Below are 18,486 nucleotides of genomic sequence, written 5' to 3'. Positions count from 1 at the left end.
ACCGCCCCGCATAGTCGCGCGGGCGGCACAGGCGGCCCGGGGGATATCATGACCAGCAACGAGTCCGCCGGCCCCGTACTCGGCGCGCAGGCCCACGACAGCGGCGCCCGCTTCGCCATCCGCTCGGCGACCGAAGCGATGCTGTGCCTGTTCGACGCCGGCGGGGAACGGCGCATCGCCATGACCGGCACGGACGGCATCTGGTCGGTCGAGGTCGCCGGCGTCCGTCCCGGCCAGCGCTACGGCTACCGTACCGCAGCCGATCCCGCCAAGCTGCTGGTCGATCCCTATGCGGTCGAGCTCGATCGCGCCTTTCGCTATGATCCTTCGCTCGCGCAGGCGGGTGTGGACACCACGGCGCTGGTGCCGCGCGCGATCGTCCCGGCGCCCGTGGTTCCGCGACCGGTCGACGCCCCGCTGTTCCGGCCCGGCGGGCTGGTCTATGAGCTCAACGTCCGCGGCTTCACGATGCTGCATCCGGACGTGCCGGCGGCGCAGCGCGGCACGATCGCGGCGCTGGCACATCCCTCGGTGATCGCGCACCTGCAGGGCCTGCGCGTCGCCGCGGTCGAACTGATGCCGATCGTCGCGTGGATCGACGAACGGCATCTGCCGGCGCTGGGGCTGACCAATGCCTGGGGCTATAATCCGGTCGTGCCGATGGCGATCGACCCGCGCCTCGCCCCGGGCGGCGTCGCCGAGCTGCGCGACACCGTCGCCGCCCTGCGCGCGGCCGGGATCGGCGTGATCCTCGACCTCGTGTTCAACCATACCGGCGAAAGCGACATATACGGCCCGACGCTGTCGATGCGTGGGTTGGACGAGGCGCTCTATTATACCCACGCCCCCGACGGCACGCTGATAAACGACACCGGCACCGGCAACACGCTCGATTGCGGCCGGCCCGAGGTGCGCGCGCTGATCCTCTCAAGCCTGCGCCATTTCGCCGCTCTGGGCGTCGACGGTTTCCGCTTCGACCTCGCACCGGTGTTGGCGCGCTCCCCCGGCTTCGATCCCCATGCGCTGATCTTTGCGGAGATCGCGGCCGATCCCCTGCTTGCCGACCGCATCATGATCGCCGAGCCCTGGGATATCGGTCCGGGCGGCTACCAGCTCGGCGCATTCCCCGCCGACTGGCTCGAATGGAACGATCGCTATCGCGACGACGTCCGCCGCTTCTGGCGAGGCGACGGGGCGACCGGCGCGCTGGCGACGCGCCTCGCCGGATCGGACGACCTGTTCGGCCCCGGCGCGACCCGCACGGTCAATTTCATCGCGGCGCATGACGGCTTCACGCTCGCCGACACGGTCGCCTTCGCCGAACGCCACAACCATGCCAATGGCGAGGACAATCGCGACGGCCATGGCGACAATCACAGCTGGAACAACGGCGTCGAAGGCGCGACCGTCGATCCCGCCGTCCTGTCGCGCCGCAACGGCGACGCACGAGCGTTGCTGGCGACGCTGTTCGCCTCGCGAGGCACGATCATGCTGACCGCCGGCGACGAATTCGGCCGCAGCCAGCGCGGCAATAACAATGCCTATGCGCAGGACAATGCGATCGGCTGGGTCGACTGGGCACGGCGCGACCGGGAGCTGGAGGCTTTCGTGGAGGCACTCGCGGATTTCCGCGCACGGCACGGCCTCGATGGCGTCGCTCCCTATCCAGCGCCTGACTGGCGCCGGCTCGATGGCGTACCGATGCAGGCCGGCGACTGGGACGGTGCCGACGGGTTCGAGTTGCGGCTCGGCGACGTGGTGCTGCGGATCGACCGGCGCCGGCGCGACGTCGCGCTGTTGCACGTCACCGGCATCGAAAGCCGGCAGCCTCTTTACCGTGAGCGCGCGCCGGCATAACATTCGTCATGGCGACGCGCGATCCGGTATCCATGCGCTCGGCGGACCTGTCGCCGCGCGACTGGCTGGAGGCGGGGCAGTCCCTGCTCCGCCGGGGCGGGCTGCGCGCGCTCAAGCTGCGTCCGCTGGCCGGCGAGCTGCGCGTATCGACCGGTAGCTTCTACCATCATTTCACTGATTTCGACCGCTATCAGGGCCAGCTCGCCGACTATTTCGCGGGCGCGCAAATCGCGGAGCTGATCGATGCGATCTCACGCGCCGAGGCCGATCCGGTCGGCCGCATTCGCCTGCTGGCGCAGGTCGTCCGCCGGCGTGGCATGTCGCGCCTGTCGATCGCGATGCGCGCCTGGGCGGAAAGCGACCCCCGCGCCCGCGAGGCAGTCGAACGGCATGACGAACAGCTGATGCGTTTCCTCGTCGCCTGCCTGCAGGCGAACCACCTCGATCGCCACGACGCGATGGTGCGCGCCTATGCGCTCATCACGCTCGGCCTCAGCAAGGTCCACGCCCCCGAACTCGATCGCGCCACGCTGATGGAGGAGATGATCGCCCTCCTCTGCTACCCGCCCACCGATACGACGGCCCCGACGGCCGCACAGGAGAGAGCATGTCCAAAGGGAGTTTCGACTATATCGTCATAGGCGGCGGCTCGGCCGGTTGCGTCCTCGCCGCGCGCCTGTCCGAAGACCCGGCGGCAAGCGTGCTGCTGATCGAGGCGGGCGGCCGCAACCGCGAACTGCTGGTGCGCATGCCGGCGGGTGTGGGCGAACTCATCAAGGCGAAGAGCAAGCACAATTGGGGGTTCTGGACCGCTCCGGAACCGCATCTCGACGGCCGGCGCCTGTGGTGGCCGCGCGGTCGCGGTCTGGGTGGCAGCTCGGCGATCAACGGCATGATCTATTCGCGCGGCCACCCGCGCGACTATGACCGCTGGCGGCAGGCGGGCCTCGCCGGATGGGGCTGGGACGACGTCCTCCCCTATTTCCGCAAGCTGGAGGGCCATCATCGCGGTGGCGACCTGCATGGCAGCGCAGGCCCGCTGCGCGTCTCGCCGGGCGAAAGCGACAGCCCGTTCAACGCCGCCTTCATCGAGGCCGGACGGCAGGCGGGCTATCCTGTGACCGACGATTTCAACGGCGCCACGCCCGAGGGGTTCGGCCCCTACGACCTAACGATCGGTGACGGCCGGCGCTGGACCGCGGCCGAGGCCTATCTGGCCCCCGCGCTCGGCCGCCCGAACCTCACCATCGTGACCGACGCGCGGACGACCCGCATCCGCATCGAGCGCGGCCGCGCGATCGGGGTGGATTATGCCGTCGGGCGCGCGCTGCATCAGGCGGACGCGCGGGCCGAAGTGCTGGTCGCCACCGGCGCAGTGCAGTCGCCGCAATTGCTCCAGCTCTCCGGCATCGGCGATCCCGAACGGCTGCGCGCGGCCGGCGTGTCCGCGTTGCACGACCTGCCCGGCGTCGGCGAAAACCTGCAGGATCACCTCGACGTCATCATGAACTGGCGCAGCCGCGGCCTGCGGACCGTGTTCAGCGAGGTGAAGGGCCTGCGCCAGCTCGGCGTCGGCCTGCGCTACGCACTCACCGGCAAGGGTGTCGGCCGGCAGAACTTCCTCGAGGCGGGCGCCTTCATCCCCTCGCGCCCAGGCCTCGAACATCCCGACATCCAGATCCACGCCGTGCTCGCGATCATGCGCGATCACGGCAAGGTAAAGGCGACCGAGGATGGCTTCTCGCTTCACCTGTGCCAGCTGCGCCCGGAAAGCCGCGGGCGCATCGGGCTGCAATCGGCCGATCCCCTTGCCGATCCGCTGATCGAGGCGAACTATCTCGCGACGCCGGAGGATCGCCGCGTGCTGCGCGAATCGGTGAAGATCGGGCGCGAGGTCGCCGCGCAGCTGGCGCTCGATCCCTATCGCGACGCCGAACTGGCACCGGGCGCGGACGTGCGCAGCGACGAGGCGATCGATACCTGGGTGCGTGCCACCGCGGAAACCATCTACCATCCGGTCGGCACATGCCGGATGGGCGACGATCGCAACGCCGTGGTGGACGAATCGCTGCGGGTGCGCGGACTCGATGGCCTGCGGGTGATCGACGCCTCGGTCATGCCGTCGCTAATCAGCGGCAACACCAACGCGCCGACGATCATGATCGCCGAAAAGGCCGCCGACCTGATCCGCGGCACGAAGCTGCAGGCCGCAGCCTAAGCGCTCGCGACCGGCGCGGGTCCGATGGGACCCGCGCCGGCAGTCATCAGATGTGGATCGGCTTGCCGGTCACCGCCATCGCCGCTTCCTTGATCGCCTCGGAATGGGTCGGATGGGCATGACAGGTGTAGGCGATATCCTCGCTGGTCGCGCCGAACTCCATCGCCTGCGCGGCCTGTGCGATCATCGTCCCGGCCACGCTCGCGATCGCCCAGACGCCGACGACGCGGTCGGTCTTGGCATCGGCGATGATCTTCACGAAGCCGTCCGGCTCGTGGTTGGTCTTGGCACGGCTGTTGCCAGCCATCGGGAACTTGCCGACCTTGATCTCGCCCTTCGCCTTGGCGGCTTCCTCGGTCAGGCCGACGCCGGCGAATTCGGGCATCGTGTAGACGACGCTCGGGATGACGTCGTGGTTCACGATGCCGGTCAGGCCGGCGATATTCTCGGCGACCGCAATGCCTTCGTCTTCGGCCTTGTGCGCGAGCATCAGGCCGGGGGCGACGTCGCCGATCGCCCAGATGCCGGGGACACTGGTGGCGAAATCATGGTCGATCTCGACCTGTCCGCGGCCGTTGACCGCCAGGCCGGCGGCCTCGAGGTTGAGGCCGTCGGTGTTCGGCTTGCGGCCGATCGCGAGCAGCACGCTGTCCGCCTCGATCGTCTGCGCCTCGCCCCCCGCGGCGGGTTCGACCGTCAGCGTCGCGGTGTCGCCCGACACGGTCACGCCGGTGACCTTCGTCGACAGTTTGAACTCCATGCCCTGCTTCTTGAAGATCTTCTGCGCTTCCTTGCGGACGTCACCGTCGAAGCCGGGCAGGATCTGATCGAGATACTCGACCACGGTCACCTTCGCGCCAAGCCGGCGCCAGACGCTGCCGAGTTCGAGCCCGATGACGCCGCCACCGATCACCACCAGATGCTGCGGCACCTTGGCCAGCTCCAGCGCGCCGGTGCTGTCGACGACGACCTTCTGGTCGACCTCGACTCCGGGCAGCGGCGTGACTGACGAGCCGGTCGCGATGACGATGTTCTTGGCGCGCACGGACGTGCCGGCGACGTCCACCGTGTCCTTGCCGGTGAAGCTGGCGCGGCCCTTCAGCCATTCGACCTTGTTCTTCTTGAACAGATATTCGATGCCGCCGGTCAGCTGCTTCACCGCATCGCGGCGCTGGGCGTGCATCGTGTCGAGATCGAGCTCGGCGGTGACCTTGATGCCCATCTTGGCCATCGTGCCGTTCGCGGCGGCGTCGTAATATTCCGACGCGTGCAGCATCGCCTTCGACGGGATGCAGCCGACGTTGAGGCAGGTGCCGCCCAACGTCTCGCGGCTTTCGACGCACGCGGTCTTCAGCCCCAGCTGCGCGGCACGGATCGCGGCGACATAGCCGCCCGGGCCGGCGCCGATCACGAGGACGTCATAGTCGTAGGTATCTGCCATGATCTTCTCACATCCCCGGCGGAGGCCGGGGCCCAGTTGGGGAACATATGGGAAGAGCGTGGCGCTTCGTCACCACCACCTTCCCAACTGGACCCCGGCCTCCGCCGGGGTGGTTGGTGCGTGGGCGGGCGTTACAGGTCGATCAGGATGCGCGTCGGATCCTCGATCGCATTCTTGAGCGCGACGAGGAAGGTCACCGCCTCGCGGCCGTCGATCAGGCGGTGATCGTAGCTCAGCGCGAGGTACATCATCGGGCGCACCACCACCTGACCGTCGCGGACGACCGGGCGATCCTCGATCCGGTGCAGGCCGAGCACCGCCGACTGCGGCGGGTTGATGATCGGGGTCGACATCAGCGAACCGAAGACGCCGCCGTTCGAGATGGTGAAGGTGCCGCCCTTCATCTCGTCCATCTTCAGCGTGCCGTCCTTGGCGCGCTTGCCGAAGTCGCCGATCGTCTTCTCGATCCCCGCAACGGTCAGATCCTGGCAATCGCGGATGACCGGCACGACGAGGCCGCCCGGCGAGGACACCGCGACCGAGATATCGGCATAATCGTGATAGACGATCTCATCGCCCTCGATGCTGGCGTTGACGGACGGAATGTCCTTGAGCGCCATCGTCGCGGCCTTCACGAAGAAGCCCATGAAGCCGAGGCGGACGCCGTGCTTCTTCTCGAACAGGTCCTTGTACTTGGCGCGCGCCTCGATCACCGCGGTCATGTCGACGTCGTTGAACGTCGTCAGCATCGCGGCGGTGTTCTGCGCCTCTTTGAGGCGCTTGGCGATCGTCTGGCGCAGGCGCGTCATCTTGACGCGCTCTTCCTTGCGCCCACCCGTCGGGGCGGCGGCAGGCGCGGGTGCCGCGGCAGGTGCCGGCGCTGCGGCGGGCTTGGACGCGGCCGCTGCGGCGACGTCTTCCTTGGTGATCCGACCGTCCTTGCCGGTGCCGGTGATCGACGCCGGGTCGAGGCCGTATTCCAGCACGGCACGGCGCACCGAAGGCGACAGTGCCGCGGGCGAATCGCTCGATGCCTCGGGCTGCGCAGCCGGAGCCGGAGCGGCCGGTGCAGGCGCAGCAGCCGGCGCCGGGGCGGCAGCGGGTGGCGCTGCCGGAGCAGGCGCCGCGGCGGCCGAGCCGTCACCGGCGTCGATCGTCGCGAGCATCGCGCCGACCTGCACGGTGTCGCCGACCTGCACCGCATGCTGGCCCATCACGCCGGCAACGGGGGACGGCACCTCGACCGACACCTTGTCGGTTTCCAGGCTGGCGATCGGCTCATCGACCTTCACGGGGTCGCCGGGCTGCTTCAGCCATTCGCCGACGGTCGCTTCGGTGATCGATTCGCCCAATACGGGGACGGTGACTTCGGTTGCCATCTCTCAATCCTTCTACCCCGGGGAGGGGGTGTAGTCGGTAACGTTCTTAGCTGCTGGGCGCCTGCGTGGGGCGGGCGGTGGTCGTCGAACTCTCGCTGCGGGTGCGGCGGATTTCCTCGCGGACATTGTGGCCGAGCGCATCGGCGACCAGCGCACCCTGCTCCGCGGTATGCCGCTTCATCAGGCCGGTCGCGGGCGAGGCGGACGCCTGCCGGCCCGCATAGCGCGCGCGCTTCACGGCGCAGTTCGCGGACGTGAGCGATTCCTCGATCAGCGGCTCGACGAAGAACCAGTATCCGTTGTTCTTCGGCTCTTCCTGCGCCCACACCACGTCCTGCAGCTGCGGCATCCGCGCGATCCGGCGGGCAAGCGCGTCGCCGGGGAATGGATAGAGCTGCTCGATGCGGACGATCTGCGTATCCGTATCGCCCGCGGCGTTGCGCGCCTCGATCAGGTCGTAGGCGACCTTGCCGGTGCACAGCACCAGCCGCTTCGTCTCGGCATCCGCCGCACCATTGGTGTCGGACAGGATGCGCTTGAAGTGGCTGTCGCCCTGGAAATCGGCCGCGGCCGACACCGCCAGCTTGTGGCGGAGCAGCGACTTGGGCGTCATCACGATCAGGGGTTTACGGAAATTGCGGTGCATCTGCCGGCGCAGCAGGTGGAAATAGTTCGCCGGCGTGGTGCAGTTCGCGACCTGGATATTGTCCTGCGCGCAATTCTGCAGGAAGCGCTCGGGACGCGCCGAGCTATGCTCGGGCCCCTGCCCCTCGTAGCCGTGCGGCAGCAGCATCACGAGGCCATTGGCGCGCAGCCACTTTGACTCGCCGCTTGTGATGAACTGGTCTATCATGATCTGCGCGCCGTTGACGAAATCGCCGAACTGCGCCTCCCACATCACCAGCGTCTTGGGGTCGGCGAGCGCATAGCCATATTCGAAGCCGAGCACGCCATATTCGGACAGCGGGCTGTCGAGCACCTCGAAGCGGCCATGCTCGACCGTGGTCAGCGGCACGTACTTGTGCTCGTCGGTCTGGTCGACCCACACCGCGTGCCGCTGCGAGAAGGTGCCGCGACCCGAATCCTGGCCCGACAGGCGGACGCCATAGCCTTCCGACAGGAGCGACCCGAACGCCAGCGCCTCGCCGGTCGCCCAGTCGAAATTCGCGCCCGTGGCGAACATCTGCCGCTTGGCGTCGATCACGCGCGACAGCGTCTTGTGGATCTGGATGCCCTCCGGCACCGTCGTCAGCGTCCGGCCGAGCGCGTCGAACAGCTTGAGCTCGATACCGGTTTCGACGTTGCGCCGTTCGGTGCCGCCATCGGTCGGCGCCGACAGGCCCGACCAGCGCCCCGCGAACCAGTCCGCCTTGTTCGGCTTGTAGCTCGCGCCCGCCTCGAACTCGCCTTCGAGCAGCGTCGTAAACTGGTGGACCTTCTCGTCCAGCCACGCCTGGTCGATCACGCCTTCCTGGATCAGGCGCTTGCCGTAGATCTCGCTGACACCGGGGTGCTGGCGGATCTTGTTGTACATCAGCGGCTGGGTGAAGCCCGGCTCGTCGCCTTCGTTATGGCCGAAGCGGCGATAGCACCACATGTCGATGACGATGTCGCGATGGAACTTCTGGCGGAACTCGATCGCCATTTTGGTGGCGAAGGTCACCGCCTCGGGGTCGTCGCCGTTGACGTGGAACACCGGCGCCTGCACGCCCTTCGCCACGTCCGATGGATAGGGCGAGGAACGCGCGAACTGCGGGCTGGTGGTGAAACCGACCTGGTTGTTGATGATGAAGTGGACGCAGCCGCCGGTGTTGTAGCCGCGGATGCCCGAGAAGCCGAGGCATTCCCACACGATCCCCTGCCCCGCGAATGCCGCGTCGCCGTGGATCAGCACCGGCAGCGCGCCGGTATGGTCCCTGAGGTCGTTGGCGATCGTCTGGATCGCGCGCGTCTTGCCGAGGACGACCGGGTCCGCCGCCTCGAGGTGCGACGGGTTGGCGACCAGCGACATATGCACCTTGTGGCCGTCGAACTCACGGTCGGTCGAGGTGCCGAGGTGATATTTCACGTCGCCCGATCCGCCGATCTCATCGGGCTGCGCCGAACCGCCGGCGAATTCGTGGAAGATCACGCGCAGCGGCTTGGCCATGACATTGGCAAGCACGTTCAGGCGGCCGCGGTGGGCCATGCCGAACACCATCTCGCGCACGCCGGCCTGACCACCGTATTTGATGACGCTTTCCAGCGCCGGGATCATGCTCTCGCCGCCGTCGAGGCCGAAGCGCTTCGTCCCGACATATTTCTTGCCGAGGAACTTCTCCCACTGCTCGGCCTCGATGACCTTGCTCAGGATCGCCTTCTTGCCGTCAACACTAAACTCGATCGCCTTGTCCTTGCCCTCCATGCGGTCCTGCAGGAAGCGGCGCTCCTCGACATCGACGATGTGCATGTATTCGAGGCCGACGTTGCCGCAATAATTGCGGCGGAGCGTGTCGACCAGTTCGCGCACGGTCGCCCATTCGAAGCCGAGCGTCCCGCCGAGATAGACCGGGCGGTCGATGTCGGCATCAGTGAAGCCGTGATATTCGGTGCGCAGGTCCTCGGGCATGTCGCGGTGCGACAGGCCGAGCGGATCGAGGTTGGCGGCGAGATGGCCGCGGACGCGATAGGTGCGGATCAGCAGTTGCGCGCGGATCGCGTCGCCCGCCGCCTTGATGATATCGTCCTTCGACGGCGCAGCCGCAGGCGCCGCGGCGGGCTTGCCGCCCTTAGCCGGCTTGGGCGCGGGTTCCATCTGCGTTGGGTCGAGGCCCGCGGTCAGGTCGTCGGTCGTGGTCAGCGGCCAGCGCTTGTTGCTCCAGCTCGGACCGCCGGTGCCGCCCTCCAGCCCCTCGAAGAACCCGCGCCAGCCGAGATCGACCGACGACTGGTCGGCCTGATATTTGGCGTAGAGCGCTTCGATGAACGCAGGCGACACGCCGGATGCGATGTCGCCGAAATCCTGACCTTCGTAGCCCATGGTCTTCTTCCTATTTCCCTCTCCCGATGGGATAGGGAGGGGCCCGCCGCCCGCAGGGCGGTGGGAGGGTGAGGGTCGAAGGGGAGGGCCCACCTGCCCTCACCCTTCCGCGGCTGCGCCGCTCCCTCCCTCTCCCGATGGGAGAGGGGTAAATGGTTTAACCGTTCAACACCTCGAGCAGCGTCGAACCCAGCTCGCTGGGGCTCGCCGCGACCTTGATCCCGGCGGCTTCCATCGCCGCGATCTTGCTTTCCGCATCGCCCTTGCCGCCCGACACGATCGCGCCGGCATGGCCCATGCGACGGCCCGGAGGCGCGGTGCGGCCCGCGATGAAGCCGGCCATCGGCTTCTTGCGGCCACGCTTGGCCTCGTCGATCAGGAACTGCGCGGCCTGCTCCTCGGCGTCGCCGCCGATCTCGCCAATCATGATGATCGACTGAGTCGCCTCATCGGCGAGGAACAGCTCGAGCACGTCGATGAAGTTGGTGCCGTTGACCGGATCGCCGCCGATGCCGACCGCGGTGGTCTGGCCGAGGCCGGCGTTCGAGGTCTGGAACACCGCCTCATAGGTCAGCGTGCCCGATCGCGAGACGACGCCGACGCTGCCCTGCTTGAAGATGCTACCCGGCATGATGCCGATCTTGCACTCGCCCGGCGTCAGCACGCCGGGGCAGTTCGGGCCGATCAGCCGCGACTTGCTGCCCGACAGCGCGCGCTTGACTCGGACCATGTCGAGCACGGGAATGCCCTCGGTGATCGCGACGATCAGCGGGATCTCGGCGTCGATCGCCTCGAGGATCGAATCCGCGGCGAAGGGCGGCGGCACGTAGATCACCGACGCATCGGCGCCGGTCTTCGACTTGGCTTCGGCAACGGTGTTGTAGACCGGCAGGCCGAGATGCTCGGTCCCGCCCTTGCCCGGCGTCACGCCGCCGACCATCTGCGTGCCATATTCCAGCGCCGCCTTGGTATGAAAGCTACCGGTTTCGCCGGTCATGCCCTGCGTGATGACCTTGGTGTTCTTGTTGACGAGGATGCTCATCTGCGTTTCGTCCTTACCACCCCGGCGAATGCCGGGGTCCAGTTGGGAATGCGCTCAGGGCAGTGCGATACGGTCATACAGGTCGCCCCACTCCGGGTTGAGACCCTCGATCTCACGCAGCTTCCACGCTCGCTTCCATTGCTTCATCTGCAGCTCTCGCTGCCGTGCGGCTTCCCAGCTGCCGAGAACCTCGTACCAGACGAGGACATGGCAACCATATGTCTTCGTAAACCCGTCGACGACTCCGTTACGGTGCTCCCACACGCGCTTCGGCAGATTGATCGTCGACCCCAGATAGATCGTGTCGTTGCGCCTGTTCGCCATCATGTAAACGGCGGCAGCTTCGCCCAAGACAACGACCTTCCCGACTGGACCCCGGCCTCCGCCGGGGTGGTATCAGTCAATTCATCAATTCAGCGAACCGTCGATCCCCTTGCACGCGACCAGCAGCTCCTTCACCGCATCCACCGACACGGTGAGGTTCGCCTTCGCCTCGTCGTCCAGCGCGATCTCGACGATCTGCTCCACGCCACCGGCACCGATGACCACCGGAACACCGACGTACAGATCGTTCACGCCATACTGGCCGTCGACATAGGCCGCTGCCGGCAGGACGCGCTTCTGGTCGTAGAGATAGGCCTCCGCCATCGCGATGCCGCTGGTCGCCGGCGCGTAATAGGCCGAGCCGGTCTTGAGCAGCACGACGATCTCGCCGCCGCCGCCGCGGGTGCGCTTGACGATCGCGTCGATCTTGTCCTGCGTCGACCGGCCCATCTTGATGAGGTCGGGGATGGGGATGCCCGACACCGTCGAATAGCTGATGACCGGCACCATCGTGTCGCCATGACCACCGAGTACGAAGCTGGTGACGTCCTTGACCGACACCTGGAATTCCTCGGCCAGGAAATGGCTGAAGCGCGCGCTGTCGAGCACCCCCGCCATGCCGACGACCATATGGTGCGGCAGGCCCGAGAATTCGCGGAGCGCCCAGACCATCGCGTCGAGCGGGTTGGTGATGCAGATCACGAAGGCGTTCGGCGCGTTGGCCTTGATGCCCTCGCCGACCGCCTTCATCACCTTCAGGTTGATGCCGAGCAGGTCGTCGCGGCTCATGCCCGGCTTGCGGGCGACACCGGCGGTGACGATGATGACGTCGGCGCCGGCGATGTCGGCGTAATCGTTCGAACCGATGATCGTCGCATCGAAGCCTTCGACCGGGCCGCACTGCGACAGGTCGAGCGCCTTGCCCTGCGGCACGCCTTCGGCGACGTCGAAGAGGACGATATCACCCAAATTCTTGAGCGCCGCGAGGTGCGCGAGCGTGCCGCCGATATTGCCGGCGCCGATCAGCGCGATCTTCTTGCGAGCCATCCAATCCATCTCCGTAAAGGCAGGTCCTGATTGGCCATGCCGCCTACGCCCCTTTTCGGCGCCCGGCAACCGCTAATCGCCAAGGATTAAGACTTTAGTTGATAATGGTTCGCAGGTGCAATTAGGTGCTGCCATGGCCTTGCGCGAGGTAATCCTCGGAGCGCATTTCCTCCAGCCGGCTGACCGTGCGCTGGAATTCGAACCGCCCGTCGCCCTCCGGATAGAGCGCGTCCGGCTCGGCATCCGCCGCGGCGAGCAGCTTGACCTTATGCTCGTAGAGCGCGTCGATCAGCGCGACGAACCGCGCCGCCTCGTTGCGGTTCTCCGGCCCGAGCCTGGGCACGCCGACGAGGATGACGGTATGATAGCGCCGCGCGACGGCGAGATAGTCCGCCGCGCCCCGCGCCTCGCCGCACAGTTTCCGGAACGAGAAGACCGCGACGCCCTTCAGCGTCTTGGGGACATGCAGCGTGCGCCCCTGCACGACGATGTCCTCCGCCGGGATCGGCTCGGTCACCTCGTGATCGGTCAGGCGGAAGAAGGCGGCGGAAAGGTCAGCAGTCGCCGCCGGACCGTTGGGGACCAGCCAGGTGTTCTGCTGCCCCAGCCGGTCGCGGCGATAGTCGATCGGCCCGTTGAGCGTCACCACGTCGAGCCGCGCCTCGATCAGCGCGATGAAAGGCAGGAAATGCTCGCGGTTGAGGCCGTTCCTGTAGAGGTCGGCGGGCGCACGGTTGGAGGTGGTGACGACGGTCACCCCCGCCTCCAGCAGGGCGGTGAACAGCCGGCTGAGGATCATCGCATCGGGCGAATTGGTGACCATCATCTCGTCGAAGGCGAGCAGCCGCGTCTCCTCGGCCAGCGCCGCGGCGACGGGGGCGATCGGGTCGCCCGCCTCCTTGCGCCGCTCGATCGCGATGCGGCCATGGACCTCGAGCATGAATTCGGAAAAATGGACGCGGCGCTTGCGCTCCACGCCGACGTTCGCGAAGAACAGGTCCATCATCATCGACTTGCCGCGGCCGACGTCGCCGAACATGTAGACGCCGCGCGGACTGGCGCCGCCGCGACCGGTCAGGCGGGCGAACAGGCCGGCGCGCTTTGGCGTCTCCAGCTCGGCAGCGAGCGTATCCAGCCGGGTGGCGGCCGCCCGTTGCTCGGGATCGGTGCGCAATTCGCCCGCAGCGACCAGCGCATCATAGGCGTTGAGGACTTTCGTCATTCGTCGTGCTCCTGCGCACGCGGCCGCGCGCGTTCGGGATAGGGAAAACCGGGTCCCGCCTAGTATTCGTCCGGCGCCGGCTTCGCGCCGGGAGGGTGAGGGCCGTACGCAAGCGTGTCGGATCAGCCCCGTTCGGTCGCCTTGCGCAAGGTCCCGGTAAAGCTGGCGATCGTCGGCACGTCCTCCTGCACGACCAGCCCGCGCAGGAACAGCATCCGCCCCGTCTCGCGCAGCAATTCGATCCGAGCCTCCAGCGGCACGCCGACCACACCGCCGCCGATGAATTGTGCGGACAGGTCGAGCGTCACCGCGCCCCCTGCCCCCAGCACGCCGAACCCGCGCGCCGCCGCAAACAAGGCGACGTCCATGAAGCCGAGCAGCGCACCGCCATGGACGTTATCGCGCATGTTGGAATGCGCCCGGCGCGGCAGCATCCGCACCCGGGCGATGTCACCCTCGACACGGACGTGCAGCGGCTCGATGAAGGCATTGTAGCGCGTGGCGTCGCGGAACTGCCAGCGCTTCCAGCCCGGCAGTTCCGGATCGTCCTCGTAGCTGAAGACCGGTGAGGGCGTGTCCGTCACCGCCGGTTACAGGATGCGCTCGGCTTCCATCTTCTTGACCTCGGCGATCGCCTTGGCCGGGTTGAGGCCCTTGGGGCAGGTGTTCGCGCAGTTCATGATCGTGTGGCAACGATACAGGCGGAACGGATCCTCGAGCTGGTCGAGCCGCTCGCCGGTCATCTCGTCGCGGCTGTCCGCCAGCCAGCGATAGGCCTGCAGCAGGATCGCCGGACCCAGGAATTTGTCGGCATTCCACCAATAGCTCGGGCAGGACGTCGAGCAGCAGGCGCACAGGATGCACTCGTACAGGCCGTCCAGCTTGGCGCGATCCTCCGGCGACTGGAGCCGCTCCTTGCCCGAGGGCGGCGGGCTGACCGTCTGCATCCAAGGCTTGATCGAGCTGTATTGCGCGTAGAAGTGCGTGAAGTCGGGGACGAGATCCTTGATGACGTCCATCGCCGGCAGCGGCGTGATCTTCACCTCGCCCTTCACGTCCTCGATCGCGGTGGTGCAGGCGAGGCCGTTGCGGCCGTCGATGTTCATCGAACACGACCCGCAGATGCCCTCGCGGCACGAACGGCGGAAGGTGAGCGACGAATCCTGCTCCGCCTTCATCTTGATGAGCGCGTCGAGCACCATCGGGCCGCATTCGTCGAGGTTGATCTCGAACGTGTCGTAGCGCGGGTTCTCGGCGGTGTCGGGGTCGTAGCGATAGACCTTGAAGGTCTTGATCCGCTTGGCGTCCCCGGTCGCTTTATGGACCTTGCCCTTCGCCTTGACCTTGCTGTTCTTGGGCAGGGTGAACTCGGCCATCGCCGCAACGCTCCTATTGAATGCTGCACCTGCGGCTATGCCTTTCGGGGGCGCGGCGCAACCCCCGGAGCGACAAAGCCGCGATCAGATCACATCGAGAACGAGGCCGCGGTCGCGTGCCTCGTCGGCCTCGATATACCAGTTGGACGGCGCCTTGCTCTGCAATTCCTCGAAGGTCACGCCGGACCCGCGGACGATGTCGCGGAATCCTTCCTCCTGAATCTTCACCGATTCCTCGATCTCGTGCAGCTTCGCCTTGAGCATCGCCGGCAGGGTCGTCAGCGGGCCGGACAGCTGGATGGTGCTGGTCATCGACCGTTCGTGCAGCATCAGCCGCGTACCGCGGGTCAGGAAGCGCTTCTCGACCGGAAACGCCGACATGAACGTCGCCCCGGCGGAATAGACCGCGACCTTGCCGACGAACAGGATCTCGCGGCCGGTATAGTCGCGCAGCAGGCGGATGTCGGCGCCCATCGCGCGGCCCATTTCCGGATCGCCGCCCAGCGTGGTGATCGAGACGACGAGCGGTCCGTCCTGCGGTGCGTCGGCCAGCTGCGTCTTGAAGCGCGCATACATCATGTCGTCGACGACGCCATGCAGCTGGATATGGGGGAAGGCGAGCAGGGGATATCTGCTGGCGGTGTTGGCGGCGTTGTTGTCGGTCATGGCGCGGCGAACCCTTGCATTGCAGCAAGGTTCCGGACCGGACGCAAAGATGCGCGGTCGCGCCGCAGAAATCGACGAAATACGATCAGTGACGAGAGGCGGCCGTCGACGCGCACGTCGCGGCCGCCCTCCCTTTGGTTACGCCGCGCGGAACATCTCGGGAGGCAGCGCCATCAGGCTCTCGGCACCGCCCTCGATCTTGCGACGCAGCGCGCCGGCGTCCGGCACGATCCGCTCGGCAAAGAAACGCGCGGTGACCAGCTTGGCGTCGAGGAAGGCGGCATCGCCCTCTCCCGCCGCCTTCAGCTCGGCCGCCGCCTTCGCCATGCGCAGCCACATCAGGCCGGTGGCGACGATCCCCATCAGGTGCATGTAAGGCACCGCGCCGGCGCCGACATTCTCTGGGTTCTTCATGCCATTGGCCATGAACCACATCGTCGCCGCCTGGAGCTCGCCCAGCGCCTTCTTCAGTCCGGTGGCGATCTGCGCGGTCGCCTCGACACCCTCGGCCGCGGCGGTTTCCTCCGCGACGATCTTGAACAGCGCCTGCACCGCACGCCCACCCTTGGTGGCGAGCTTGCGGCCGACGAGATCCATCGCCTGTACGCCGTTGGTGCCTTCGTAGATCATCGCGATACGGGCATCGCGAACATACTGCTCCATGCCCCATTCGGCGATATAACCGTGGCCGCCATAGACCTGCTGCGCGTTGGTCGCGACTTCATAGCCCTTGTCGGTGCCGACGCCCTTGATGACCGGGGTCAGCAGGCCGATCAGGTCGCCCGCCATCTCGCGCTCTTCCTCGGTCGCGCCATGATGCTCGAGGTCGACCTGGAGTGCACCCCACAGGCACAAGGCGCGCAGGCCCTCGGTCCAAGCCTTGCCCTCCATCAGCATGCGACGGATGTCGGGATGGACGAACAGCGTGTCCGCCTTCTCGCCCGGCTCCTTCGGGCCGTTGAGCGCGCGGCCCTGCCGGCGATCCTCGGCGTACTGGACCGCGTTCTGATAGGCGACCTCGGCGATCGCGAGGCCCTGCAGCCCGACGCCGAGGCGCGCGGCGTTCATCATGATGAACATCGCGGCGAGGCCCTTCATCTCCTCGCCGACCAGCCAGCCCTTGGCGCCGTCATAGTTCATGACGCAGGTCGAATTGGCATGGATGCCCATCTTGTGCTCGATCGAGCCGCAGGTCACCGCGTTGCGCTCGCCCAGCGAACCGTCCGCATTGACCATCACCTTCGGCACCACGAACAGGCTGATGCCCTTCGAACTGTCCGGCGCGCCCGGCGTCTTCGCCAGCACGAGGTGGATGATATTGTCGGTCAGGTCGTGCTCGCCGGCCGAGATGAAGATCTTGGTGCCGGTGATCGCGTACGATCCGTCCGCCTGCGGCTCCGCCTTGGTGCGGATCAGGCCCAGGTCCGTGCCGCACTGCGGCTCGGTCAGGTTCATCGTGCCGCCCCACTCGCCCGACACCATCTTGGGGACGTACATCGCCTGCTGCTCGGGGCTGCCCTTGGCGACCAGCGCGGCGATCGCGCCATGCGTCAGGCCCGGGTACATGGCGAACGCCATGTTGGACGAGATCATATACTCCTGGAACGCGATCGACACGACGTGCGGCATGCCCTGACCGCCATATTCGGGCGCATTGCCCAGCGTCGCCCAGCCGCTTTCGACATATTGGCTGTAGGCTTCCTTGAAGCCGGCGGGCGTGGTGACGCTGCCGTCCTCGTGGCGCGTGCAGCCTTCCTGATCGCCCGACTGGTTGATCGGGAACAGCACCTCGGCGACGAAACGTCCGCCCTCTTCCAGCACCGCCTCGACCACGTCTGGAGTCGCCGCGTCGAACCCCGGAAGGTTGCTGTAGTTCTGGAGGCCGACGACATGCTCGAGGATGAAGCGGGTGTCGCGGACGGGGGGCGTGTACTGAGGCATCCTGTTATCCTTGTGTGTCAGACGTATGGACGGCTTCTACGACCGTCACGAAGGTGTTGAGTTCGGCGATGGCGGCGTCGATGTCCTGCTTCTGCCGTTCGAGCAGCGCGATGCGGGCACGGCAGCGCTCGATCGACACCTCGCGCTGGACGCGGCGGCCGTCGTCGAGGTCGTAGAGGTCGATCATCTCGCGGATCTCGCCGAGCGAGAAACCGACGCGCTTGCCGCGCAGGATCCAGGCAAGCCGGGCGCGGTCGCGGTGCGAGTAGATGCGCTGCGTGCCGCGACGTTCGGGGGCGATCAGCCCCTCGTCCTCGTAGAAGCGCAGCGCCCGCGCGGTCACCCCGAACTCGTCGGAGAGGTCCGATATGCTGAAATTCTCGCGATCGTGGCGGGGTTCGATCAGCGCATAGGCAGGTGTCGAGGCCATGGCGATGCGGTTACATCACGTTTACGTCAACGTCAATCTATTGACGCATGGCGCAGAGCAATTTTCCGCCCGGCGACCGCAGCGTTTCTGCCTCCGACACCGACGCGCTGAGATGCTCGACCGCCAGCGCGGCGAGCGAGGCGCGGCCGGTGCAATGCCGGTCGCAGGCGGCGGGAACCGTCGCGGGGAAGACGATGCGGTCGCCCTCGAACCGGGCATCGAAATGACAGGCGCCCAGCGTCACCGCGACCCGGTCGCCGCCGCGGCGCGCGCTGCCGGACGCAGCGCACCCCTGCCCCTCGCCATAATCGATCGAGACGCCGATCCGGTAGGCGCCGCTCGCCCCCGGCACGACGCAGACCCGGTCGGTATCGAGCGCCCACGAACCGACCAGCGACGCCCGCGCGGGATCGGCGACCAGCCCCGCCTGCTCCGCCGCCGCCTCGAGTCGCGCACCGGCGCTGTCCTGCGCCGCCTGCGGTGGTGCGCCGCAGCCGGTCACCAGCGCGGCGAGCACCAGCATG

The 18,486-nt window shown here is 67.2% G+C and carries 16 protein-coding genes; 3 read left to right on the top strand and 13 right to left on the bottom strand.

The features are described 5' to 3' along the window. Positions 1 to 48 precede the first annotated feature (48 nt). From glgX to B2515_RS14415, 3 genes are read left to right on the top strand one after another with little or no spacing between them, the layout of a single operon-like run. Complete coding sequence (gene glgX, locus B2515_RS14425; RefSeq protein ID WP_293877434.1) at positions 49 to 1,857, top strand: glycogen debranching protein GlgX; 1,809 nt, start codon at positions 49 to 51, stop codon at positions 1,855 to 1,857. Between the two features lie 8 nt (positions 1,858 to 1,865). After that, positions 1,866 to 2,498 (top strand): TetR/AcrR family transcriptional regulator, encoded by a 633-nt coding sequence (locus B2515_RS14420; protein ID WP_293877432.1) that lies wholly within the window; start codon positions 1,866 to 1,868, stop codon positions 2,496 to 2,498. After that, positions 2,465 to 4,075, top strand: a complete 1,611-nt coding sequence (locus tag B2515_RS14415) for a choline dehydrogenase (RefSeq protein WP_293877430.1) — start codon at positions 2,465 to 2,467, stop codon at positions 4,073 to 4,075. The genes B2515_RS14420 and B2515_RS14415 overlap by 34 nt, the downstream gene beginning before the upstream one ends. Positions 4,076 to 4,121: 46 nt before the next feature. Here B2515_RS14415 and lpdA read toward each other — a convergent pair whose 3' ends face one another. From lpdA to B2515_RS14350, 13 genes are all read right to left on the bottom strand, one after another. Beyond that, positions 4,122 to 5,516 carry a dihydrolipoyl dehydrogenase gene (gene lpdA, locus B2515_RS14410; RefSeq protein ID WP_293877428.1) on the bottom strand — a complete coding sequence of 465 codons (1,395 nt, stop codon included), beginning with the start codon at positions 5,514 to 5,516 and terminating at the stop codon, positions 4,122 to 4,124. Positions 5,517 to 5,647: 131 nt separating this feature from the next. Then, positions 5,648 to 6,895 carry a 2-oxoglutarate dehydrogenase complex dihydrolipoyllysine-residue succinyltransferase gene (gene odhB, locus B2515_RS14405; RefSeq protein ID WP_293877426.1) on the bottom strand — a complete coding sequence of 416 codons (1,248 nt, stop codon included), beginning with the start codon at positions 6,893 to 6,895 and terminating at the stop codon, positions 5,648 to 5,650. A gap of 46 nt (positions 6,896 to 6,941) precedes the next feature. Further along, a complete protein-coding gene (locus B2515_RS14400; RefSeq protein WP_293877424.1) occupies positions 6,942 to 9,914 on the bottom strand; it encodes a 2-oxoglutarate dehydrogenase E1 component in 2,973 nt (990 codons plus the stop codon). A 157-nt stretch (positions 9,915 to 10,071) separates the two neighbouring features. Further along, entirely contained in the window at positions 10,072 to 10,956 is an 885-nt protein-coding gene (sucD, locus tag B2515_RS14395) for a succinate--CoA ligase subunit alpha (protein WP_293877422.1), read from the bottom strand. Positions 10,957 to 11,010: 54 nt separating this feature from the next. Further along, the gene (locus B2515_RS14390) at positions 11,011 to 11,283 is read right to left on the bottom strand and encodes a GIY-YIG nuclease family protein (protein ID WP_414711409.1); all 273 of its coding nucleotides are present in this window, start codon (positions 11,281 to 11,283) and stop codon (positions 11,011 to 11,013) included. An 81-nt stretch (positions 11,284 to 11,364) separates the two neighbouring features. Beyond that, positions 11,365 to 12,327, bottom strand: a complete 963-nt coding sequence (gene mdh, locus B2515_RS14385; RefSeq protein ID WP_293877418.1) for a malate dehydrogenase — start codon at positions 12,325 to 12,327, stop codon at positions 11,365 to 11,367. Positions 12,328 to 12,448: 121 nt separating this feature from the next. Further along, complete coding sequence (gene zapE, locus B2515_RS14380; protein WP_293877417.1) at positions 12,449 to 13,549, bottom strand: cell division protein ZapE; 1,101 nt, start codon at positions 13,547 to 13,549, stop codon at positions 12,449 to 12,451. Positions 13,550 to 13,671: 122 nt separating this feature from the next. Beyond that, complete coding sequence (locus B2515_RS14375; protein ID WP_293877416.1) at positions 13,672 to 14,133, bottom strand: PaaI family thioesterase; 462 nt, start codon at positions 14,131 to 14,133, stop codon at positions 13,672 to 13,674. A 6-nt stretch (positions 14,134 to 14,139) separates the two neighbouring features. Next, positions 14,140 to 14,925, bottom strand: a complete 786-nt coding sequence (locus tag B2515_RS14370; RefSeq protein ID WP_163958972.1) for a succinate dehydrogenase iron-sulfur subunit — start codon at positions 14,923 to 14,925, stop codon at positions 14,140 to 14,142. An 84-nt stretch (positions 14,926 to 15,009) separates the two neighbouring features. Further along, positions 15,010 to 15,591: an ATP-dependent Clp protease proteolytic subunit gene (locus B2515_RS14365; protein ID WP_293877411.1), complete on the bottom strand. Its 582-nt coding sequence runs from the start codon at positions 15,589 to 15,591 to the stop codon at positions 15,010 to 15,012. Positions 15,592 to 15,729: 138 nt separating this feature from the next. Then, positions 15,730 to 17,532: an acyl-CoA dehydrogenase C-terminal domain-containing protein gene (locus tag B2515_RS14360; RefSeq protein ID WP_293877409.1), complete on the bottom strand. Its 1,803-nt coding sequence runs from the start codon at positions 17,530 to 17,532 to the stop codon at positions 15,730 to 15,732. 4 nt (positions 17,533 to 17,536) lie between these two features. Then, complete coding sequence (locus B2515_RS14355; protein ID WP_293877407.1) at positions 17,537 to 17,962, bottom strand: MerR family transcriptional regulator; 426 nt, start codon at positions 17,960 to 17,962, stop codon at positions 17,537 to 17,539. 37 nt (positions 17,963 to 17,999) lie between these two features. Beyond that, positions 18,000 to 18,485 carry a hypothetical protein gene (locus B2515_RS14350; RefSeq protein ID WP_293877405.1) on the bottom strand — a complete coding sequence of 162 codons (486 nt, stop codon included), beginning with the start codon at positions 18,483 to 18,485 and terminating at the stop codon, positions 18,000 to 18,002. Between the last annotated feature and the right edge of the window lies 1 nt (position 18,486).

The sequence above is a fragment of the Sphingomonas sp. UBA978 genome, from assembly GCF_002292295.1.
Lineage (GTDB): Bacteria > Pseudomonadota > Alphaproteobacteria > Sphingomonadales > Sphingomonadaceae > Sphingomonas.
This window is presented reverse-complemented; position numbering and strand designations above follow the sequence as displayed.

What these genes read in the sequence shown, in the direction of transcription:
- glgX (WP_293877434.1), top strand. Translation starts at nt 49, where the DNA reads ATGACCAGCAACGAGTCCGCCGGCCCCGTACTCGGCGCGCAGGCCCAC.
- B2515_RS14420 (WP_293877432.1), top strand. Translation starts at nt 1,866, where the DNA reads ATGGCGACGCGCGATCCGGTATCCATGCGCTCGGCGGACCTGTCGCCG.
- B2515_RS14415 (WP_293877430.1), top strand. Translation starts at nt 2,465, where the DNA reads ATGTCCAAAGGGAGTTTCGACTATATCGTCATAGGCGGCGGCTCGGCC.
- lpdA (WP_293877428.1), bottom strand. Translation starts at nt 5,516, where the DNA reads ATGGCAGATACCTACGACTATGACGTCCTCGTGATCGGCGCCGGCCCG.
- odhB (WP_293877426.1), bottom strand. Translation starts at nt 6,895, where the DNA reads ATGGCAACCGAAGTCACCGTCCCCGTATTGGGCGAATCGATCACCGAA.
- B2515_RS14400 (WP_293877424.1), bottom strand. Translation starts at nt 9,914, where the DNA reads ATGGGCTACGAAGGTCAGGATTTCGGCGACATCGCATCCGGCGTGTCG.
- sucD (WP_293877422.1), bottom strand. Translation starts at nt 10,956, where the DNA reads ATGAGCATCCTCGTCAACAAGAACACCAAGGTCATCACGCAGGGCATG.
- B2515_RS14390 (WP_414711409.1), bottom strand. Translation starts at nt 11,283, where the DNA reads ATGATGGCGAACAGGCGCAACGACACGATCTATCTGGGGTCGACGATC.
- mdh (WP_293877418.1), bottom strand. Translation starts at nt 12,327, where the DNA reads ATGGCTCGCAAGAAGATCGCGCTGATCGGCGCCGGCAATATCGGCGGC.
- zapE (WP_293877417.1), bottom strand. Translation starts at nt 13,549, where the DNA reads ATGACGAAAGTCCTCAACGCCTATGATGCGCTGGTCGCTGCGGGCGAA.
- B2515_RS14370 (WP_163958972.1), bottom strand. Translation starts at nt 14,925, where the DNA reads ATGGCCGAGTTCACCCTGCCCAAGAACAGCAAGGTCAAGGCGAAGGGC.
- B2515_RS14365 (WP_293877411.1), bottom strand. Translation starts at nt 15,591, where the DNA reads ATGACCGACAACAACGCCGCCAACACCGCCAGCAGATATCCCCTGCTC.
- B2515_RS14360 (WP_293877409.1), bottom strand. Translation starts at nt 17,532, where the DNA reads ATGCCTCAGTACACGCCCCCCGTCCGCGACACCCGCTTCATCCTCGAG.
- B2515_RS14355 (WP_293877407.1), bottom strand. Translation starts at nt 17,962, where the DNA reads ATGGCCTCGACACCTGCCTATGCGCTGATCGAACCCCGCCACGATCGC.
- B2515_RS14350 (WP_293877405.1), bottom strand. Translation starts at nt 18,485, where the DNA reads ATGCTGGTGCTCGCCGCGCTGGTGACCGGCTGCGGCGCACCACCGCAG.